This is a genomic window from Mesorhizobium sp. G2-6-1 (assembly GCF_055809095.1).
Genome location: NZ_CM147896.1, coordinates 198166 through 216630, shown reverse-complemented (window position 1 = coordinate 216630; position 18465 = coordinate 198166). Strand labels below are relative to the sequence as shown.

The 18465-nt window shown below is 55.1% G+C and carries 21 protein-coding genes and 1 pseudogene; 12 read left to right on the top strand and 10 right to left on the bottom strand.

Annotated features, from left to right (window positions below; genetic code table 11):
- Positions 1 to 887 precede the first annotated feature (887 nt).
- Positions 888 to 1730 carry a serine O-acetyltransferase gene (cysE, locus tag AC0L7S_RS00980; protein WP_473472679.1) on the top strand — a complete coding sequence of 281 codons (843 nt, stop codon included), beginning with the start codon at positions 888 to 890 and terminating at the stop codon, positions 1728 to 1730.
- 149 nt (positions 1731 to 1879) lie between these two features.
- On the top strand, positions 1880 to 2083 hold the full coding sequence (locus AC0L7S_RS00975; RefSeq protein WP_473472678.1) for a DUF3126 family protein: 204 nt from the start codon (positions 1880 to 1882) through the stop codon (positions 2081 to 2083).
- 25 nt (positions 2084 to 2108) lie between these two features.
- On the opposite strand, the gene AC0L7S_RS00970 is transcribed toward AC0L7S_RS00975, so the two are convergent.
- Positions 2109 to 2900, bottom strand: a complete 792-nt coding sequence (locus tag AC0L7S_RS00970; protein WP_473472677.1) for a hypothetical protein — start codon at positions 2898 to 2900, stop codon at positions 2109 to 2111.
- A gap of 113 nt (positions 2901 to 3013) precedes the next feature.
- On the opposite strand from AC0L7S_RS00970, the gene AC0L7S_RS00965 reads away from it, so the two are divergent.
- A complete protein-coding gene (locus tag AC0L7S_RS00965) occupies positions 3014 to 3361 on the top strand; it encodes a DUF6949 family protein (RefSeq protein ID WP_473472676.1) in 348 nt (115 codons plus the stop codon).
- Between the two features lie 19 nt (positions 3362 to 3380).
- A complete protein-coding gene (locus AC0L7S_RS00960; RefSeq protein WP_473472675.1) occupies positions 3381 to 3908 on the top strand; it encodes a gamma carbonic anhydrase family protein in 528 nt (175 codons plus the stop codon).
- Between the two features lie 282 nt (positions 3909 to 4190).
- Here AC0L7S_RS00960 and AC0L7S_RS00955 read toward each other — a convergent pair whose 3' ends face one another.
- The 3 genes from AC0L7S_RS00955 to AC0L7S_RS00945 all read right to left on the bottom strand — a co-directional run bounded on the left by AC0L7S_RS00955 (position 4191) and on the right by AC0L7S_RS00945 (position 6550).
- Positions 4191 to 4796 (bottom strand): transglutaminase-like cysteine peptidase, encoded by a 606-nt coding sequence (locus tag AC0L7S_RS00955; protein ID WP_473472674.1) that lies wholly within the window; start codon positions 4794 to 4796, stop codon positions 4191 to 4193.
- A gap of 384 nt (positions 4797 to 5180) precedes the next feature.
- A complete protein-coding gene (locus AC0L7S_RS00950) occupies positions 5181 to 5798 on the bottom strand; it encodes a PilZ domain-containing protein (protein WP_473474122.1) in 618 nt (205 codons plus the stop codon).
- 113 nt (positions 5799 to 5911) lie between these two features.
- Complete coding sequence (locus tag AC0L7S_RS00945) at positions 5912 to 6550, bottom strand: PAS domain-containing protein (RefSeq protein WP_473472673.1); 639 nt, start codon at positions 6548 to 6550, stop codon at positions 5912 to 5914.
- 412 nt (positions 6551 to 6962) lie between these two features.
- Between AC0L7S_RS00945 and AC0L7S_RS00940 the strand changes: the two genes are divergently transcribed.
- Both AC0L7S_RS00940 and AC0L7S_RS00935 read left to right on the top strand, forming a co-directional pair.
- Positions 6963 to 7679 (top strand): rhomboid family intramembrane serine protease, encoded by a 717-nt coding sequence (locus AC0L7S_RS00940; RefSeq protein ID WP_473472672.1) that lies wholly within the window; start codon positions 6963 to 6965, stop codon positions 7677 to 7679.
- Positions 7680 to 7845: 166 nt separating this feature from the next.
- Complete coding sequence (locus AC0L7S_RS00935) at positions 7846 to 8277, top strand: CBS domain-containing protein (protein WP_473472671.1); 432 nt, start codon at positions 7846 to 7848, stop codon at positions 8275 to 8277.
- Positions 8278 to 8309: 32 nt separating this feature from the next.
- Here the strand turns inward: AC0L7S_RS00935 and AC0L7S_RS00930 are convergent, their stop codons facing one another.
- On the bottom strand, positions 8310 to 8729 hold the full coding sequence (locus AC0L7S_RS00930; protein WP_473472670.1) for an ACT domain-containing protein: 420 nt from the start codon (positions 8727 to 8729) through the stop codon (positions 8310 to 8312).
- A gap of 317 nt (positions 8730 to 9046) precedes the next feature.
- Here AC0L7S_RS00930 and gatB point away from each other — a divergent pair.
- A pseudogene (gene gatB / locus AC0L7S_RS00925) lies at positions 9047 to 10545 on the top strand (Asp-tRNA(Asn)/Glu-tRNA(Gln) amidotransferase subunit GatB).
- Positions 10546 to 10549: 4 nt separating this feature from the next.
- Positions 10550 to 11041: a GNAT family N-acetyltransferase gene (locus tag AC0L7S_RS00920; RefSeq protein ID WP_473472669.1), complete on the top strand. Its 492-nt coding sequence runs from the start codon at positions 10550 to 10552 to the stop codon at positions 11039 to 11041.
- A gap of 14 nt (positions 11042 to 11055) precedes the next feature.
- Here the strand turns inward: AC0L7S_RS00920 and panC are convergent, their stop codons facing one another.
- The gene (gene panC, locus AC0L7S_RS00915) at positions 11056 to 11907 is read right to left on the bottom strand and encodes a pantoate--beta-alanine ligase (protein ID WP_473474121.1); all 852 of its coding nucleotides are present in this window, start codon (positions 11905 to 11907) and stop codon (positions 11056 to 11058) included.
- 2 nt (positions 11908 to 11909) lie between these two features.
- Positions 11910 to 12743 (bottom strand): 3-methyl-2-oxobutanoate hydroxymethyltransferase, encoded by an 834-nt coding sequence (gene panB, locus AC0L7S_RS00910; RefSeq protein ID WP_473472668.1) that lies wholly within the window; start codon positions 12741 to 12743, stop codon positions 11910 to 11912.
- 247 nt (positions 12744 to 12990) lie between these two features.
- On the opposite strand from panB, the gene AC0L7S_RS00905 reads away from it, so the two are divergent.
- From AC0L7S_RS00905 to AC0L7S_RS00895, 3 genes are all read left to right on the top strand, one after another.
- Positions 12991 to 13320 (top strand): NADH:ubiquinone oxidoreductase subunit NDUFA12, encoded by a 330-nt coding sequence (locus tag AC0L7S_RS00905; protein WP_473472667.1) that lies wholly within the window; start codon positions 12991 to 12993, stop codon positions 13318 to 13320.
- A 111-nt stretch (positions 13321 to 13431) separates the two neighbouring features.
- Positions 13432 to 13875 carry a DUF2155 domain-containing protein gene (locus AC0L7S_RS00900; RefSeq protein ID WP_473472666.1) on the top strand — a complete coding sequence of 148 codons (444 nt, stop codon included), beginning with the start codon at positions 13432 to 13434 and terminating at the stop codon, positions 13873 to 13875.
- Between the two features lie 149 nt (positions 13876 to 14024).
- Positions 14025 to 15581 (top strand): ISL3 family transposase, encoded by a 1557-nt coding sequence (locus AC0L7S_RS00895; RefSeq protein WP_473472025.1) that lies wholly within the window; start codon positions 14025 to 14027, stop codon positions 15579 to 15581.
- 10 nt (positions 15582 to 15591) lie between these two features.
- Here the strand turns inward: AC0L7S_RS00895 and radC are convergent, their stop codons facing one another.
- The gene (gene radC, locus AC0L7S_RS00890; RefSeq protein WP_473472665.1) at positions 15592 to 16344 is read right to left on the bottom strand and encodes a RadC family protein; all 753 of its coding nucleotides are present in this window, start codon (positions 16342 to 16344) and stop codon (positions 15592 to 15594) included.
- Between the two features lie 169 nt (positions 16345 to 16513).
- Positions 16514 to 17341: a type I methionyl aminopeptidase gene (map, locus tag AC0L7S_RS00885; protein ID WP_473474120.1), complete on the bottom strand. Its 828-nt coding sequence runs from the start codon at positions 17339 to 17341 to the stop codon at positions 16514 to 16516.
- Positions 17342 to 17653: 312 nt separating this feature from the next.
- Between map and AC0L7S_RS00880 the strand changes: the two genes are divergently transcribed.
- Complete coding sequence (locus AC0L7S_RS00880; RefSeq protein ID WP_473474119.1) at positions 17654 to 17914, top strand: DUF982 domain-containing protein; 261 nt, start codon at positions 17654 to 17656, stop codon at positions 17912 to 17914.
- 41 nt (positions 17915 to 17955) lie between these two features.
- On the opposite strand, the gene AC0L7S_RS00875 is transcribed toward AC0L7S_RS00880, so the two are convergent.
- Positions 17956 to 18141: a hypothetical protein gene (locus AC0L7S_RS00875; RefSeq protein ID WP_473472664.1), complete on the bottom strand. Its 186-nt coding sequence runs from the start codon at positions 18139 to 18141 to the stop codon at positions 17956 to 17958.
- Positions 18142 to 18465: the final 324 nt, after the last annotated feature.

The window sequence follows — 18465 nt, the reverse complement described above, 5'->3', positions numbered from 1 at the left end:
GTCCCTTTGTCTATATGTAGTGCATTTCCAAGGAGATTTCCCCAACCCCAACTCGAAAAATGCCAGCCCGCCACATCCGCTCGCCAACAGACGAACGGCTCTCCTTTTCACATCGTCCGTCACCGCGCTGGCCAAACGCATCGTGTAGTGGAAACCAGCATGCCGACGAACCTTGTGGGTCCCTCAAAACTGAAACTTTATGCAAACCCCTCAATGGGGTAAACTCACATTATCTGGTGTCGAACATATCTGCAAACACTAAATATAGTGTTAACAAACAATTTATTCCAGTTCGACAATCCTCCCTTTTGCCACCCCAAAACCCAAAATTCCCACGCCTCCGCTCGCCTCGTAAACGGGCGGACTGCGGTTGAAAACACACGAAATCCGGGAAAAAGACCGAGCACAGAACTTTCCGGTCACGCCCGCAACAGGAGCGCATGGTTTATAAAAAGCGACTCGGTTTACCCAGTCAAGGATTCGTTTGTTTTACTTTTGTGACCCCAACATCTTGTGTGTCACATATGTGGATAGCGGGGAGAAATGTCGTTTGAACGCATATGCGCGAATTTGCTCTTTCAATTCGCAAAAGCCCTCGATTGCGCATGTTTGAGCATTCGCGGTTACGCGGCGCACTGTCTTGTTCAACGCTGCCACCTCGTCGGCGTCAGGGTCGAGCACCTCTCAATCCGGCACACTGAGGTGACATCTGACCGGATTTCCGTCAACGAACCCGGCGCGCACGCAAGAATTCGTTTCCCATCGTGGTATGAAATTGGGGCAAGCAACTTCAATTGAACAAGCACTAAGGAAAATTGAGTTCACCCATGTTATGATCTGACCTATATGAGCGATCAGACAACAGCTTTCCGGTAACGGAGATTTCGATGAACAGCATTGCACGCCAGAATATGGTGCAGCCGGTCGATCCGATCTGGCGCGCGATTCGTGACGAAGCGATGGAGGCGGTCAACCGCGATCCGCTTCTTGCCGCGTTCCTTTATTCCACTATTCTCAACCAGAAGAGCCTCGAAGACGCTGTCATTCATCGCTTGGCGGAGCGCCTTGCGCATCAAGACATTGGCTCCGACCTCATTCGCCAGACCTTCGACGCAATGCTGACTGATGACCCGAACTGGTCGTCCATCGTTCGAGTCGATATTCAGGCCTATTACGACCGTGATCCCGCTTGCGACCGGTTCATGATGCCGATCCTTTACTTCAAGGGATTTCACGCCATCCAGACTCATAGGCTGGCACATTGGCTGTGGAATCACGGCCGCAAGGATTTCGCGCTTTACCTTCAAAGTCGCTCATCTTCCGTGTTTCAAACCGACATCAATCCGGCGGCGCGTATTGGCAAGGGCGTGTTCCTCGATCATGCCACCGGGCTTGTCGTTGGCCAGACGGCGGTCATCGAAGACGACGTTTCAATCCTGCATGCCGTTACCCTTGGTGGCACCGGCAAGGCAGGCGGCGACCGGCACCCCAAGATACGCCACGGCGTACTGATTGGTGCCGGTGCCAAGATTCTCGGCAATATCGAGGTTGGCCATTGCTCGAAGATCGCTGCCGGTTCGGTGGTCCTTTCTCCAGTACCCCATAACAAGACGGTTGCAGGCGTACCCGCCCGCATCGTCGGTGAAAGCGGTTGCGACCACCCTTCACGCCAGATGGACCAGCTTCTGCCGTCACAATCCATGGAACACGTCGTCAGCTTCGACATATGATTGCCCGAAAGAGCACGACGTTGTGAGTTTGAAATCACGCAACTGGCATGGATGGCCGCCGATGTGGCGGCAGAACCTTTACAGCCTCATGATCAACGTGCCAGAAGCGCCATTCGCAAACAAAGCCGCCACATGTCCGGAGAAAAACTTTGAAGCCCGATGAGATCAAGAAGCTCGACACTTATTTCAAGCGCACCTTCCAAAATCCGACGCTTCAGGTGAGGGCACGCCCACGCAAGGACGATTCTGCGGAAGTCTATGTTGGCGACGAGTTCCTCGGCATCGTCTTCAAGGACGAGGAAGATGGCGATTACAATTTCTCAATGGCCATTCTTGACATAGATCTGGCCTGAGGCGACCGCGCTTTCTCAATACCGCTCATCCGTCACCTGCGGTGACACCTTCTCCCACAAAGGGGGAAGGCAGGGGGCCAGTTTTGACACTCCCGGTCTTCAAATAATCTGATGCCTTGGCAGCAACAGCGGCGTCGAGCGCCTTCCAGTTGCCAAGAAATGCTCTTGGAAAACGGTAGGTAAGGCTAAGGTTGTCTCCAACAAGGAAATCGCGCTCGCATGGCGCGAGCGAGTCAGCTGCACTTTGTCCGCTCAGGCACCGCGCTACAAACGGCGATTGTCCGGGCCGTTCCGCGACCGCGAGTATTTCGCTCAGATAGCCCGATTTTTTGGTGAAATCATAGAAGGTGATACCGCTCGGTCCCGGTGTTCCAGGCTGGACGATAAGCGCGCTGTAGATCGGATCGAAGCGTTCGCTCATGCCGCGTGACATCATCTGTTCTTCGAACGACAGGAACAGGATGTTCTGACGCGGGCCGACATCATTGAAATCGTTTGCCGTAGCATCATTATAGCCGTCCATTTGCGGGTAACGCAGGTAGAGATCGAGCCGTGAGGCAACGCCATTGCGACGCGCCCGATCAAACCGGATGACATTTGCCGGCGCAGCGATGACATTATTGCCGATCACCACTTCCTGAATGGTCGTGTCGTCCGTATGCCCGCCCATCGCAATTTCATGGCCGAACCACTTTCCCGCAAATGTGATGGCGACCGAGATGGCAGCAAGGACTGAAAATCCATAGAAGACCTTCATCATCAACGATGAGTTGACGACCCTGAATTCGGGTGAATCGACGATTTCGGCCTGCTTCATGGCAATCCTTGGTCGGGCACCTGTCCCCCACCGGCACACAATGGCGCGGCACGGCTCTTGCACGGTGACTGTGAAACGCAGCATTGCGGTTTTATGGTAAACGGAGAGTAAAGATGGACGTCGTGCAACTATGCGCATACGCATTTTTGACTGGGCTGACCATTTGCGGCCTCGCCGGATCGGTGATGGAACTCGTATCGGGCCGTCGCCTGGCTTTCGCGGCACCTTATGTGACGCCAGCCCATGTCGTGCGCTCGCTGGCAATTACTGCATCCGCCGGCCCTTTCATGCTGGTCAACGACGCGCTTGACGCACATCGCGAAAAACGTCTGTCGACACCGGGTCTGGCATCTTGCATGTCCACCGCAGTGATATGGCTGATGGCGTCAGGTGTGCTGACGATTGGCATTGCATCATTGATGGTGCGTCTTTTAGGTTTGCCACTCGACGTTCCATATTGAGACGGTTTGCGGAGCAACCATGCCCATCTTCTCCATCGACGCAATTGCACCTCAGTTCGAGGACGAGCAATCCAACTGGATCGCACCAGATGCCGTGCTGGTGGGAAATATCGCAATCGGCAGGAATGTCGGCTTCTGGTTCGGCGTGGTTATACGTGGTGACAACGAGCCAATCAGCATTGGTGCCGACACCAATGTGCAGGAACACACGCTCATGCACAGCGATCCGGGCTTTCCCCTGTCGATAGGCAAGGGCTGTACGATTGGTCACCGTGCCATGTTGCATGGCTGCACAATTGGCGACAACAGCCTGATCGGTATGGGCGCCATCGTCTTGAACGGTGCGCGAATAGGCCGGAATTCGCTGGTGGGGGCTGGTGCCCTCGTGACTGAAGGCAAGGAATTCCCCGACAATTCGCTGATCGTCGGATCGCCCGCCCGCGCGGTGCGCACCCTGGATGATGCCGCCATTGCGCGCCTGCAGGGCTCGGCAGCGCATTACGTCGCCAACGCCAGGCGGTTCAAAGCCGGGTTAAAGGAAATTTGACCCGACGGAGTGCGCAAGGCTTTGCTTTGAAAGACGAAATTTTGTGAAGCCGCAAACAAATGGGTGGAGCCGGCCCGGGGACTGGGCCGGCTCCTTAAAACCCGGTCATGGGGACGGGGAGAGTGGGGACTCGACCGGGTTTTCTCCTGGCGTTACTGGAACGCGAGCCTGGATCACGATGATTTAGGATCGAATCGATCCAAATTCATGAACGTGATCGATTCCAATGGTTTAGAGCGGGATGCGGGCGGGAAATCGATGCCCACTGTTCGCCACCCCGCTCTAGCGAACGCTGGCCACCGCATCGGCGCGACCATTGTTGATCGATACCCACACGCCCGAATTCTGCCTCGACTGGCGTTTGAGATATGTGTAGCCGGTGTCACTCCAGGTGAGCACCTTTGCCTCGAGATTGTCGAGAATGAAGTCGCCCATGGTCGTGGTGACTGTCAGCACCGCATGTCCGTCGCCGTTCGCCTGACGCACAACGGTAACCAGAAGATCACCGGCTGGAACGCCCGCCTGCATGAGTTCGCGGCGCTTTTCCAACACATAGTCCTCGCAATCGCCATACCCGCTATCCGGGTAGGACCAGACTTCTTCCTTCGACCACATCTCCATATCGGTGCGTGGGAGAATCCGTGTATTTACGGAACTGTTGATGGAAATCATCTTCGCCCATAATTTGCGGCTGAGTTCTATCGGACCTTGCCTTGGCGTGATCTCATTGCATTCCTGCGGCAAAGCCTGGCAGAATTGATAATGACCGACCGGCTGTGTTGTGCGCCCCGCGATGTGCATGAACGATGTGCCCGCATAGGCTGTTCCCCAACAGCCGAATTGAATACCTGTCGCTATGAGCAACAGTTGTCCCCACTTGCTCTTCATCTGAGTATCTCCCCGTTTGGAGAGACAATGACATGGATGGATTTATTTGACGCAAAAGCGCGAAGTAGATTTTAAGTAAAACGAAGATTGCATTGTTATAAATATTGAAGATAATTCAAGTAAAAATAGACAAAAAATTGAATAAAATTGTATATTTCTCATAGCATCTCAATGCACGATGAGATTTTCAGACACGACGTGCGTTAATGGATGCGGTCATGGCCGCGCAGACGCGCCGCGGAGACAAGATGCAACCTGCGTGATGCATCATTGATGGATCACCATGGACACTTTTGGGGGAAGGGCGGCCAGATGTAGCCGCGCCGGCGGGCTGTCCGACGTTGAGGCAATTACCGTGCCGATGGAGGAATGACGGCGAACCGCTTAATTGCGCGGTGCGTTAAACTCTGAATCAAGCGTTTCCGAACGTTGGATGACGGCAAACTCGATTGCGACACCATCTTCGAAATGGCGCACGACTTGCCCACGCATGGTTCCCAGCATGACCTGGATGCCGATCGCCGGTTTGACTTCGATTTCGATTGCGGCACCCGACAGCGACAGGTCGATGATGCGGCATTGATATTGTCGTCCGTCCATCAGGTGAAGCGAACTCAACGGATTGCGAGGGGCGACGCGTTCATGGCGGCGATCTTCTGGCAAATCGAGTTCGTGCTTGTTGGCCAGCCAGGTCAGCTGGGCCGCCAGTTTCTCGCGCTTGCGTTCCGACGCAATGATGGTCATGGCAAAGCCGTCTTGCAAAGTGCGCGTCAGCACGCCTTCGACGCGACCGATGTGATCAATATAGGCAATAATCTTTTCGCCGGGCTCGCCAATCGTCTCGCTACGGATGGCGACATTGCCAGGCGACATTTCAACGACCTGGCATGCGTGTTCGCTGCGGTCTTCCAGCATGAAGCGTCCATAGATCTTAACGCGAACGCGCTGAAAGTTGCGCCGCTCGACCTTGGACGGTGCGTATTCGACCGCCGCTGCTCTCATCACTGCCTACACCCCGTTGGCCACCCGCGCGTTGAGCGTGGATTTTCATGGCTAAAATAAAACAAAAGAGGTTAACAAACGTGAAAGAAGGACGGCACTTGCGTCGATTATGTTTACTCGTCGCGTCCGCCATCGAGGACGACAAGATGCATAACCCGCCGCGCCTCGCCATATTCGGAAATGGTATCGATATTGCCGAGTTCCGAAGGCGCGAGGTCTGGGACGTTGATTGCAGGCCGATTGCCGAGGAAAACCGGATCCTTGTCCGGGTCAATGACACGAACCGTCTCGATCAGCGAATCTACAATCGGATCGATTCCAAGCCAGAATGGTTTCTCGGCGGAAGAGGCGACGCCAAGACAGCGCAACTGATCCGATCCGCCTTCCAGCGGCAGCACCAATAGCTCGAACCGGTTCTCGCGAGCACCTTGGCTAAATCCCACATAAGTGATGAGAACCACCGATTTATCGCGAAAAACGCTATCAATGAGTCTGGTGATCAGGCGTTGATCCTTGTCGCGCCACAGGGAGGGGAAGGAAAAGCCCTTCAGTTCCCGGCCGTAGCTGGCGCATAGCCGCGTGCCTGCGAGGCGGAACACGGCTTTCCCGCGCGTATCCAGTTCCAGAATGAATGTATCGGCAAGCAGGGTCTTGATGTCGGCAGGCTCGACTTCAGTGCGCTTTGGCGCGGGACGTCCGTCGCGCAGGCGATTCCAATATTGGAACAGTGCGATCGATCCGTTCAGGTTCATGCTCATTCCACTCCGCGCATTCTGTCTTCAGATGTCCCATCGGGATACAGAAGGCCGCTTTCTGGTGACCTACATGCGTTGCGGAGCATGAGACGTGCCAGCATCGATCTTGCTTGTTCACGGGTCGGGATCGTTAAGGTTAACAACTGGTTTACATTGCGAAGTGAACTTTCATATGTGACATTGAAATTACTCCAGAAAGTCGGCTGCCGGGGACAAATGGCAAGCAGCTTTCAATCAAAAGTTTTGGGGGAGCGTGGGGCTCGACAAGCCGTTCAAGGGCGACCTTGGACGGCTTTTTCTGATTCGCAGTGCGAATCAGGGGTGCTGATTCGGCATTTGTGAATCTGCGACCGGTGCTTTACAGGCCGGTTATCGACTTTATTTTACCCGTCCCGGATGCATCGCAAACATGACCAACCACGATCTTTCCCAAGAGCCGCCCGTCCAGCACCGCGAACCCATGTTCAATTTGCCCGCGGTGGTGCTGGTGGTGATGGGATTGTGCATTGGCGTCCATGTGATCCGCGAATTTTTCCTTACTGCGGAGCAGGATTACGCGGTTTTGCTTCGTGCAGCGTTCATACCGATCCGCTATTCCGGCCGCTATCACATAGATTTTTACGCCTTCTCCAGCCCCTTCACCTACACCTTCCTGCATGGTGGTTTTGCCCATGTTGCAGTCAACATGGTTTGGCTGGCGGCATTTGGCTCGCCACTGGCAAATCGCATTGGCGCCTTTCGGTTCGCGGTGTTTTTCGCGGTGACGGGATTGGCTGCGGCGGCACTTTTCTGGATCGTTCATCCGCTTGGCCAATCGCCGCTGGTTGGTGCGTCCGGCTCGATATCGGGGATGATGGGCGCTGCCGCGCGCTTTGGCTTTCGCATTGACCGATCATCGGGAAAAGCTGCATTTGGCGGTGCGCCACTCCCAATGAGCGCCGCTTTCAAGTCACGTAGCGTGGTAACCTTCCTTGGCGTCTGGATGGCCATCAATTTGGTCACGGGCTTTGTCGGTTTCGTCCCCGGCGAAGAAAGTCAGATCGCTTGGGAAGCCCACATTGGTGGATTTTTGGTCGGATTCTTCGGCCTCGCATTGTTTGAACCACGATCATCACGCCACATTTGAGATGTTTTTCGATCTCTGTTCGTTTGCGCCACCCGGATTTCATGCAGGCAAACTATCTGTTTTACATGAGTAATGGCTTGAAAAGCTGGCTTCGTCAGCGCACCATTACGTTTCAATCAGAAAAGCCACGGCGGGCAGGGCTGATCGAAAAACAGAGGAGGACGCCATGACTGTTAAGGCAATTCTCGCAGACAAAGGCCACGATGTATTGACGTTGGGGCCAAATGAGAGACTTTCCGACGCCATCCGTGTCCTTGCCGACAAGCGGATCGGGGCATTGGTCATTACCAATGGCGACAACAAGATCGTCGGTATTCTTTCCGAGCGCGACATTGTGCGCATCGTCGCCAAGGAGGGAGCTGCGGCTCTCGACCTGGCCGTGCGCGCGGCGATGACGCCCAAGGTAAAGATTTGCAACGAAAACCACACGGTCAACGAACTGATGGAAATCATGACCGCAGGCCGCTTTCGCCATATTCCGGTCGAAAAGGACGGGCGGCTGCACGGGATTATTTCAATCGGCGATGTGGTCAAGCGCCGTATTCAGGACGTCGAGCGCGAAGCCGAGGAAATCAGGGCTTATATAGCGACGGCGTAGGAGGAGGGGGACTCAGGCTCCCTGCTTTTCGGCTAAGCGTCTTTAGCTGCCTTGTTTTGCAGAGATGTCAGTACCTGCAGTGCGTGGTCGCACATGTTCGACGGCACAAATACGTGATCGTGGTGGAAAGCAGCGACCATATTGCAAGGTATGGCGTGCTTGCCAAGCGCGGTTGACACAGCCGAAGTGAGTCCAACCCCTTTCAACGAAGAATACACGTTGAGCATTATGCAGCACATCGGGTGGTCGACATTCAATTTGGTTCTTTGTGCCAGTTCGACAGGGACGATCATCGACATTCCCTCGTCTTCCTTGAAAATCGAAATGGCTTCAGGAAAGAGCAACGCACCAAGGGCAGGGTCATCGGTAGTGACAAAGACAAATGTGCCCGGCCGCACTTCCGGCGTCATCCTGGAGATCATGTCGCGGGCCGTTCGCGAGACTTTTGGCATTCGGGTGATCCTTCCATGACCAATGCATGTCGCCCAAAAGTGTGCAGCGGTTTTGGGACAACGACATGCACAAAAACAAGGGCTAAAAGCACCCTGCATGCATCCCTTTTGACGCGACGCGCCTTAACGCCGCAGCGTTGTATCAATATACGATAGCAAAGTTGCCGCGTTCTGATATGGCTGCGCTTTCATCAGATGTGGGGTCGTGGTGATCTGGTTTTATGCCGACACTTGCCTATGACGGCCCTTTGCACTAGCGAAAGTCGGTATGTTTCCTGTTGCGACGGTCGCGACATTCCACACAAGAACAGGCCGCCATGTCCCTTATCGATACCCGCACACCAGATGCCAAACGCTTCGTTCCCGGAGCCACCGGAGACTGGGAGATCATCATCGGTCTCGAAGTCCATGCCCAGGTGACATCCGAAGCTAAATTGTTCTCCGGTGCCTCGACCTCATTTGGCGCGGCCCCAAACGCCAATGTCAGCCTCGTTGATGCGGCGATGCCGGGCATGTTGCCAGTTATCAACGAGGAATGCGTCAGGCAGGCGATCCGTACTGGTTTGGGTTTGAATGCTGTGATCAATAAGAAATCGGTATTTGATCGGAAAAATTATTTCTACCCGGATTTGCCGCAGGGCTACCAGATTTCGCAGTTCAAGCAGCCGATCGTTGGCGAGGGGACTGTTATCGTTTCTGTCGGGCCTGACAAGAAGGGCGAGTTTGAAGATATTGAGGTTGGCGTAGAGCGGCTGCATCTGGAACAGGACGCGGGCAAGTCGATGCACGACCAGCATCCGACCATGTCCTATGTCGATCTAAACCGTTCTGGTGTGGCGTTGATGGAGATCGTCTCCAAGCCCGACATGCGCTCTGCCGATGAAGCCAAGGCCTATGTGACCAAGCTGCGCACCATCGTGCGCTATCTGGGCACATGCGACGGCAATATGGACGAGGGCTCGATGCGCGCCGACGTCAACGTCTCGGTGCGCAAGCCGGGCGGTGAATTTGGCACGCGTTGCGAAATCAAGAATGTGAACTCCATCCGTTTCATCGGCCAAGCCATCGAATATGAGGCGCGTCGCCAGATCGCAATTCTGGAAGATGGCGGCACGATTGATCAGGAGACTCGCCTGTTCGATGCGGTCAAGGGCGAGACGCGCTCCATGCGTTCAAAGGAAGAGGCGCATGACTACCGCTATTTTCCTGACCCGGATCTGTTGCCGCTGGAATTCGATCAGGCCTATGTCGACGCTTTGGCAACGGACCTGCCGGAATTGCCTGACGCCAAGAAGACGCGGCTCGTGGAAAAGCTTGGCCTATCGGCTTATGATGCGTCGATCCTTGTTTCGGAAAAGGCCATTGCCGACTATTTCGAGAAGGTGGCGATGGGTCGTGAAGGCAAACTTGCAGCAAACTGGGTCATCAACGATCTTCTTGGGGCGTTGAACAAATTCGGCAAGGAGATCGACGAGACCCTGTTTCTCCCGATCAACTTGGCGCGGTGATCGACCTGATCAAGGAAGGTACGATCTCCGGCAAGATCGCCAAGGACCTGTTCGAGATTGTCTGGACCGAAGGCGGCGATCCGCGCGATTTGGTTGAAAGCCGCGGCATGAGACAGGTGACGGACACCGGCGCTATCGAAAAAGCGGTTGATGAGGTGATTGGTGCCAATCCCGACAAGGTTGAGCAAGCCAAGGCCAAGCCGAGCATGGCTGGCTGGTTCGTCGGTCAGGTGATGAAAGCGACAGGCGGAAAAGCCAACCCGAAGGCAGTCAACGATCTCGTCAAGGCCAAGCTCGGGATCGAGTGAAGCGATGTTTGTGCGCACCGCCAGCGAGCGCGACTTTGGAGCAATCCGGGATTTGCTGGTCGAAACCTGGCATGCCACCTATGACGACGTTTATGGCATTGAACGGGTCAACGCGATCACGGCGGATTGGCATTCGGTTGAAACACTAAAAGCCCAATCATTACGACCCAATTCGGAATTTCTGGTGGCCGATGATGGCAAGCGGCTTGGTGGAATGGCATATGCCGCCGCGGGCAGTGATCCGAAAGTGGCGCTGTTGCACCAACTCTACGTTCGACCCGAAAATCAGGGAGCGGGTGTCGGGCGCGCTTTGCTGACCGAGATCGAGGAATGCTTCCCCGAGGCCGAACGGCTGAGGCTGGAAGTGGAGGCGGCCAACGGCGCGGCTGTTGCTTTCTATGTCGCCAACGGTTTTACCAAGATTGGCGAGACAGAGAATTGCGGCACCGCCCAATCCGCCATTCCAGCACTGGTATTTGAGAAAATCCTGGGTTGACTTGGTAGGATTTACTATTCGGCGGCGATCTCGACATTGTCGATCAGACGGGTTTTACCAAGCCATACCGCTGCCAGAAGCCGCCCCACATGACCCGCTTGCCATTCTTTCAATGTCAGGCTCTGGCGCGCAGCGATATAATCAACGGTATCGAAACCCGCCTTTTGCAAGACGAGACGGGCTTTGATGGTTTCACCGTCAGGGTCGCCGCTTTGGACGATTGCGTCGGAAAAATTGCGCAGAACATTGTTCAACTGCCGCGCAACAGCAAGTTCGATGCTGCTCAGATAGGCGTTGCGTGATGACAAGGCGAGGCCATAGGCATCGCGCACAGTCGGAGCGCCGATAATCTCGACCGGCAAATCAAGGTCGCGGCACAACTGCCTGACCACGCAAAGCTGCTGATAGTCTTTCTCGCCGAAAATCGCGTAGTCCGGCGTTGCCTGCAGGAAAAGCTTGGCAACAACAGTTGCCACACCTTCGAAGAAGGTCGGTCTGAAATCTGTTTCCAACCCAATGGCGGGGCCACCGACCGAAATTTTCGTGGCAAAACCGGATGGGTAAATTTCAGCAGGCGTGGGAATATAGGCAAGATGGACTCCGGCATTTGCAAGGCGATCGAGATCCATTCCGAGTTGGCGCGGATAGGTTTCGAGATCTTCCGATGGAGCGAACTGTGTTGGGTTGACGAAGATTGAAACGATGCAACGGTCGGCCTTTGCCAGCGCCGCCTGCATCAGCGAAACATGGCCCTCATGCAGCGCGCCCATCGTTGGCACCATTGCAACGCTAAGGCCGTCGCGCCGCCACGATTGTACCCGTGCACGAAGATCGCCAACGGTTTCGACGCGATGCAAGAGTTTCATGGTCAAGCCTCGTCGCCTACTGGGCGAAATACATGCTGGGAACCGGGGAAGGTACGCGACGTGACCTCATCGGCATAGGTTGAGGCGGCTTTCGACACGATACTGCGCAGGTCTGCATATTCCTTGACGAATTTCGGCACACGCTCAACGGTCAGGCCAATGGCGTCGTCGATCACCAGAACCTGTCCGTCGCAGGCTGAACTCGCACCGATGCCGATGGTTGGAATGGCGGCTCTGTTGGTGATTTCTGCGGCTACCGGCTCCATCGTGCCTTCGATAACCATGGAAAAAGCGCCAGCCTTTTCCACCGCCTCGGCATCACGCAACAGCCGTTCAATGCTCTCGCTGGTGCGTCCCTTGATTTTGTAGCCGCCGTCTTTTTCAACGGACTGAGGTTGAAGGCCGATATGGGCCATTAGCGGGATGCCCGCGGCAACGATGGCGGCGATCTGCTCGGCAACATCGCTTCCGCCTTCCAGTTTGACCGCTTGGCAGCCGGTTTCTTCGACGATGCGGCGTGCAGAAGTGAGTGCCTGTGTGGCGGAGTTTTCATAACTGCCAGCCGGCATATCGACCACGACACAGGCGTTTTGGGCACCGCGCATGACGGCCTGCCCGTGCAGGATCATCATATCCATTGTGGCACCAAGCGTGGTTGGATGGCCATGAAGCACCATTGCCACACTGTCGCCCACCAGTAGAAGATCGACATGCGGATCAAGAAGCCGGGCAAAGGGGAATGTGTAGGCAGTCAGGCAAACGACAGGTTTGCCGCCCTTGCGTTGGCGAATATCTTCGGTTGAAATCCGGGTATTGGCAACGGGGGCGGCTGACACGAATTCATCTCCTTGACCGGCGGCATCTCTACCTGCGCCAACGGGTCAGCAGACAATTAGAAAGAACCAATGTGAATGACAAGGCGCATGCAGGTGTGTCAATGATAGCAAAACCCTTGCCATTGCCTTGCCCTGACGCCATAAGCAGGAAACAAGCTTTCGCCTTTGCGAGGACCTGGATGAAGACGTTCTTTCTGCAATTGTTCACTTGGTGGAACAGCCAAACACTCAACACGCGCTTTCACACATGGCGACATGGCAAGCGCGTGGGGAGGACGACACTGGCAACGTCTATTACGAGGGCGGAACCGATTCGGAGGGACGCACGCGGCGCTGGGTCATATACAAGAATTACTCCGAGGCTTCGGCGATTCCCTCAGGTTGGCATGGCTGGATGCACCATCGCGTCGATGTTGCCCCATCATCTGAGGCTTACAAGGCGCATGAGTGGGAAAAGCCCCATTTGCCAAATCTGACGGGTAGTGCTGCAGCGTACCGGCCAAAAGGTTCGGTCCTTGGCAACCAGCAACGGCCACAGGTGACTGGCGATTATGACGCATGGACACCCGGCAGTTGAAGCGTCGGTCTTTTCTCGCCACATTTCCCCATTAGGCGCTTGATGAACTGATTGCAGTCATTAGCCTTGGCGGTGGCGAATCATCGCAGGCACAACCACCGGTATCCTTGTATGCGGAATTTCAGCCGAATAGCGTTTGGCACAGTGATGGCAACAGCAGCACTTTTCGCTGTGGCTACGGCGTCGTTTGCCACTGATGCTGAAGATACGGGGCGCATTACCAACCCTGTCGCCGAGTTCGCAGGGCTCGACAAGATCACCGGGCGTATCATCTCCTTCGATGTCTACATCAACGAGACGGTCCAGTTTGGCGCGCTCCAGGTCACGCCGCGCATCTGTTATTCACGACCCGAGGCCGAGGCACCGAAGACGGATTCCTTCGTCGAGGTTGATGAGATCACACTTGATCGCAAGATAAGGCGTATCTTCACTGGATGGATGTTTGCCCAAAGCCCCGGCCTTAATGCCGTCGAGCATCCCGTCTATGATGTCTGGCTGAAGGACTGCAAACAAAAGTCGTCTGTACCGGCACCGGATACGGCAAAGACCAACTGAAACGCGTCCTGCTTCGTGGATTTTGCTTTCAAGCAGTTCATTCAGATGAAAGCTAAATGAGCAAAAGTCCCTTCATCGAAACATGGCTCTGACTCACATTTGCTGCTGTTGCGGGCGACGCTTTTGCTGATTCACCGGAGGATCAGTTTATGCAACATCGATTTCAGCGCACGAGCCTCGCGCCGTCCGGCTTTGTAGTAGATGAAGTGAGGTTTGTCGCAGACAGCGTTCAAATTCAGCTACGATCGCGCCACCTCTCAGGAGCGTGTCCGGGCTGTGGACGGCCAAGCCGGAGAGTTCAAAGTAGATATGTGCGCCGGCCCGCTGACCTGCCCCTCAGCGGCCGGCGAGTAGAGTTGGTGATTGTGGCGCGTCGGTTTTGGTGCGATGCCGTTCTGTGCGGCCGGCGTATCTTCTGCGAACGGTTCGATAACGGCGTATTGGCTCGCTATGGCCGCCGTACTCAGCGGCTTGAGACGATCGTCCACCACCTCGGTTTGGCGCTCGGCGGCAGACCGGCCGCGGCATTTGCCAATCGCCTCATGATGCCGGTGAGCAACGACACACTGCTGCGGGTGGTTCGTCGCCGTATTGCTGATCAAAACGATGAGCTCACCGTCATAGGCATTGATGATTTTGCCTTCAGGCGCGGCCAAACCTATGGAACGATCGTTTGCGATCTGCAACGGCGAAGGCCTGTCACCCTGTTGCCGGATCGTGCGTTGGATACTTCTCGGATATGGCTTTCCGAGCATCAGTCGATATCGATTGTCGCTCGCGATCGAGGCGGCGGCTATGGTAAGGCCATCGCAAAGGCGTTGCCCGATGCTGAGCAGGTTGCCGACCGCTGGCACCTGATGGAAAATTCCAGCCGAGCGTTTCTCGATGCCGTCGGCAAGTCGATGCGACAGATCAGGCAGGCGGTCGGCAGCAACATCGTTGATCCCAAGCTTCTGACTTACGCGGAAAAGCTGCAGTACGAGGGATATCTGCGCCGCCAGGAGACGAATGAAGCGATCCGGGAACTGTCGAAGAATGGAACGTCAATTCGCCAGATTGTTCGGCAAACCGGCCATAGCCGCAAGATTGTCCGCGACGTGTTAAGGGGCCAGCGCCTTGATGTCTTCAGAACACGGCCTAGTTCACTGGATAGCTGGCTGCCGTGGCTCAACGACCGCTGGGACGAAGGCGTGCGGAACGCCTTGGCGCTCTGGCGGGAGATGAAAGCAAAGGGCTTTCCGGGACAGAGCGGGGTCGTCTCGCAATGGGCTCAGCGGCGACGCCTTGCGGAGAAGGCCAACCAGAGTGGGCTTGCGCGAACGCCATCAGCGCGGGTGATCGCCCGGCTGATGACAACCGCACGCGATGACTTGGCGAAACCTGAGGCGATCCTGGTGGCGGCGATCGAAGTGCACGTTCCGGAACTGGTAGCCGCCCGCACTGCCATTGGCGACTTCCAATCCATGATCCGCTCGAAGACAGCTCGAAAGCTCGATGGATGGCTTGTAGCAGCTAAGAACAGCCTTGTGGGATCGTTTGCCAGCGGTGTCGAAAAAGACATTGCCGCCGTCCGCAATGCCATCATCTCTCCTTGGTCGAACGGGCAAACTGAAGGTCAGATAACGCGACTGAAACTCATCAAAAGACAGATGTACGGGCGTGCAAAACTCGATCTCCTCCAGGCGCGATTGATCGGCGCAATGTAATATCTGAAGATCAGCAAATGTGCGTCAGAGCCGAAACATGACCCTTCTTGCCGATGATGATGTGGTCATGCACTGCAATACCAAGCCGCTTGCCTGTTTCGACAATTTCCTTGGTCATGTCGATATCCGCCCGCGACGGCGTGGGGTCTCCCGATGGATGGTTGTGCACAAGAACAATTGCGGTTGCCGAGAGTTCCAGTGCTCGCTTGACCACCTCACGCGGATAGACCGGCGTGTGATCGACCGTGCCGGTCTGCTGCACCTCGTCGGAAATCAGGGCGTTTTTCTTGTCGAGAAAGAGAATACGGAACTGCTCACGCTCCTCAAAAGCCATGGCAGCACGGCAGTAATCAAGCACTTGTGTCCATGATGACAGGGCTTCGCGTCCGGTCAATTCACTTCGCACCATGCGTTGGGCCGATGCGGCGATGATCTTCAGATCGAGTGCGACGGCGGGGCCGATGCCCTTTACCTCCTGCAACAAGGAAATGGGCGCACCGAGCACTTCGGCAAGCGTAGTGAAGCGGGCAAGGAGCGCCTTGGCGATTGGTTTGGTATCGGCGCGCGGGATGAGCCTGAACAGCAAGAGTTCGAGCAGTTCGTAGTCAGGCAGGGCCGCGTGGCCGGAATTGACAAAGCGCTCTCGCAATCGATCACGATGGCCAAGATAGTGCGGCTTTTCTCTTTCGCGCTTTCCCGGCGTTGGTGCCGGGAATGGGCGCTCGCTCAAAAAGCCGTGCTCGCCATCACTGTTCTTGCCCATACGTCCCCGCAACAAGCATCAAATACCAAAGCCCCGATCGCCAAATATTAGAACACTGGTTAGAGTGTGCGAAGCTACTTTCGGTTGAATCCAATGCAAAAACAAAAGGATGGGCGTGGTTTGTGAATCGGTTTCAAGTCCACCCGCGTCAACTCTAAATCATCGTGATCTAAGCTGAGAGACCCGGACGGTCGAGCCCTTTGGGTGAAAGCGTGAAAATCTCGCAGCCAGTATCGGTAACTCCGATGCTGTGTTCATATTGCGCGGAAAGTGAGCGGTCGCGAGTGACCGCGGTCCACCCGTCCGAGAGAACTTTCACATGGGCGCGGCCGAGATTGATCATCGGTTCAACCGTAAAGATCATGCCGGGGCGCATTTCGATGCCCTCATTTGAATTTCCATAGTGCAGGATGTTTGGCGCATCATGAAACAGCAGGCCAACGCCGTGGCCGCAGAAGTCTCGTACCACCGAACAGCGCTCGCCTTCTGCATAAGTCTGGATTGCAGCACCGATAGCCCCCGTTTTCGCGCCGGGTTTGATGGCCGCGAGGCCGCGCATGAGGCACTCATGCGTGACTTCCAGCAAACGCTCTGCGGCGCGCTTAATCTGGCCAACGGGGTACATGCGGCTGGAATCGCCGTGCCAGCCGTCGAGAATATAGGTAACATCGATATTGACGATATCGCCGTTTTTCAGTGGTTTGTCGTCGGGAATTCCGTGACAAACGACATGGTTGATCGAGGTGCAGGACGACTTGGTGTAGCCGCGATAATTGAGCGTCGCAGGTAGCGCGCCGTGATCCATGCCGAATTCAAACACGAAACGGTCGATGGCGTTGGTGGTAACACCGGGCTGAACAATGTTGACGAGTTCATCGAGACAGCGTGCAGTCAGGTCGCATGCCTTGCGCATTCCCGCGAAGCTCTCCTCGCTGTAAAGGCGAATCTGGCCCGTATTTCTAAGCGGTGCCGTGTCTGCATCGAGATAGGTGACCATTGGCTTCAAGCGTGCTGTGTTGATCGGTTCGAGATTTCCTTCATGTGACACCGATTTCGTCCATCTTCAACCTCGCGAATGGTCATCCGGTAAAATGCCACGGCGCGAGCCTGCACCAAATCCTCGCTGCCAGGGAGAGTGCGCAACCTATTGGCGACACAATTTGGTGCCACATTCAGCAACAATAATGTGGTTTGGGCAGGTTTTGACCGCTGCAGCCAATTTCGACTTCGCCGAGCATTGGCGTTCATCGAAGTCATCGAATCGAAGAGAAATTGAATGGACAAACTGCAATTTGCGGTGCCTGTTCGCATAGCCGCCGCACATGGCCACCCGGTTGAAGAAGTCTATGGCGTCGAACAGGCATTGGATTTTTTGCAGAACTGGCCGACTGGTCGGCAAGGGCCGCTTTTTCAGCTCGCATTCGATGCCTGCTTTGGTGCCAGCGTCGATGTCGTTCCCGTTGATGAAGCTTGCAAGGCGTTTGCCGCGTTTTGCCGCGTCAGCGGTGTGATGGCCAAGGATATCGCTCCCGGTCAGTGCGATACACCGTCGATGCCACCTCTGAATTGATCGAGTTCCTGCCCGCTGGGACGCTGATCGAGTGGACGCAGCTAAACGGTCTCAGACAAATTAGATTCGTCTGAAGTAATATTCACATCCTTCACACCTACAGATGCGACCGGAAATGCTTTCTCCGCCGTCTCGATGATATCAGCAACATGGTCCGCAGGTTTGTATTCTGAATCAACAGCAACAGATATTACCAGTGTAACAGCAATTTGTACCAGTTTCTTCATTTCATCTTTCACCGATCATAGGTAATTTCAGAACGCCTCAAATCCAGCTAAACAATACATATCCAGCATATAAACTAAACCAGTTGATATAGCATCAACATTTTAATGAAAGTGTTGAGCGCGTTTACACGATTTCTTACAACCGTCGCGGTTGCGTTTTCAAGCACCATGCAGCAACAATTTGCAACAGGTGATCTAATCGGCCTTCAACCACGCCGACAAACTGCAGGCGAACCTGAGCTTGCTCGCGCGCATCGAATAACATTCGACAATGCCATGCCGATCACTCCATAGCTCCCCGCCGAGATCAAGAAGGGGCAGGTT

Coding starts and splice junctions, on each gene's coding strand:
- cysE (WP_473472679.1), top strand. CDS start 888: ATGAACAGCATTGCACGCCAGAATATGGTGCAGCCGGTCGATCCGATC.
- AC0L7S_RS00970 (WP_473472677.1), bottom strand. CDS start 2,900: ATGAAGCAGGCCGAAATCGTCGATTCACCCGAATTCAGGGTCGTCAAC.
- AC0L7S_RS00965 (WP_473472676.1), top strand. CDS start 3,014: ATGGACGTCGTGCAACTATGCGCATACGCATTTTTGACTGGGCTGACC.
- AC0L7S_RS00960 (WP_473472675.1), top strand. CDS start 3,381: ATGCCCATCTTCTCCATCGACGCAATTGCACCTCAGTTCGAGGACGAG.
- AC0L7S_RS00955 (WP_473472674.1), bottom strand. CDS start 4,796: ATGAAGAGCAAGTGGGGACAACTGTTGCTCATAGCGACAGGTATTCAA.
- AC0L7S_RS00950 (WP_473474122.1), bottom strand. CDS start 5,798: ATGAGAGCAGCGGCGGTCGAATACGCACCGTCCAAGGTCGAGCGGCGC.
- AC0L7S_RS00945 (WP_473472673.1), bottom strand. CDS start 6,550: ATGAACCTGAACGGATCGATCGCACTGTTCCAATATTGGAATCGCCTG.
- AC0L7S_RS00940 (WP_473472672.1), top strand. CDS start 6,963: ATGACCAACCACGATCTTTCCCAAGAGCCGCCCGTCCAGCACCGCGAA.
- AC0L7S_RS00935 (WP_473472671.1), top strand. CDS start 7,846: ATGACTGTTAAGGCAATTCTCGCAGACAAAGGCCACGATGTATTGACG.
- AC0L7S_RS00930 (WP_473472670.1), bottom strand. CDS start 8,729: ATGCCAAAAGTCTCGCGAACGGCCCGCGACATGATCTCCAGGATGACG.
- AC0L7S_RS00920 (WP_473472669.1), top strand. CDS start 10,550: ATGTTTGTGCGCACCGCCAGCGAGCGCGACTTTGGAGCAATCCGGGAT.
- panC (WP_473474121.1), bottom strand. CDS start 11,907: ATGAAACTCTTGCATCGCGTCGAAACCGTTGGCGATCTTCGTGCACGG.
- AC0L7S_RS00905 (WP_473472667.1), top strand. CDS start 12,991: ATGGCGACATGGCAAGCGCGTGGGGAGGACGACACTGGCAACGTCTAT.
- AC0L7S_RS00900 (WP_473472666.1), top strand. CDS start 13,432: ATGCGGAATTTCAGCCGAATAGCGTTTGGCACAGTGATGGCAACAGCA.
- AC0L7S_RS00895 (WP_473472025.1), top strand. CDS start 14,025: ATGCAACATCGATTTCAGCGCACGAGCCTCGCGCCGTCCGGCTTTGTA.
- radC (WP_473472665.1), bottom strand. CDS start 16,344: ATGGGCAAGAACAGTGATGGCGAGCACGGCTTTTTGAGCGAGCGCCCA.
- map (WP_473474120.1), bottom strand. CDS start 17,341: ATGGTCACCTATCTCGATGCAGACACGGCACCGCTTAGAAATACGGGC.
- AC0L7S_RS00875 (WP_473472664.1), bottom strand. CDS start 18,141: ATGAAGAAACTGGTACAAATTGCTGTTACACTGGTAATATCTGTTGCT.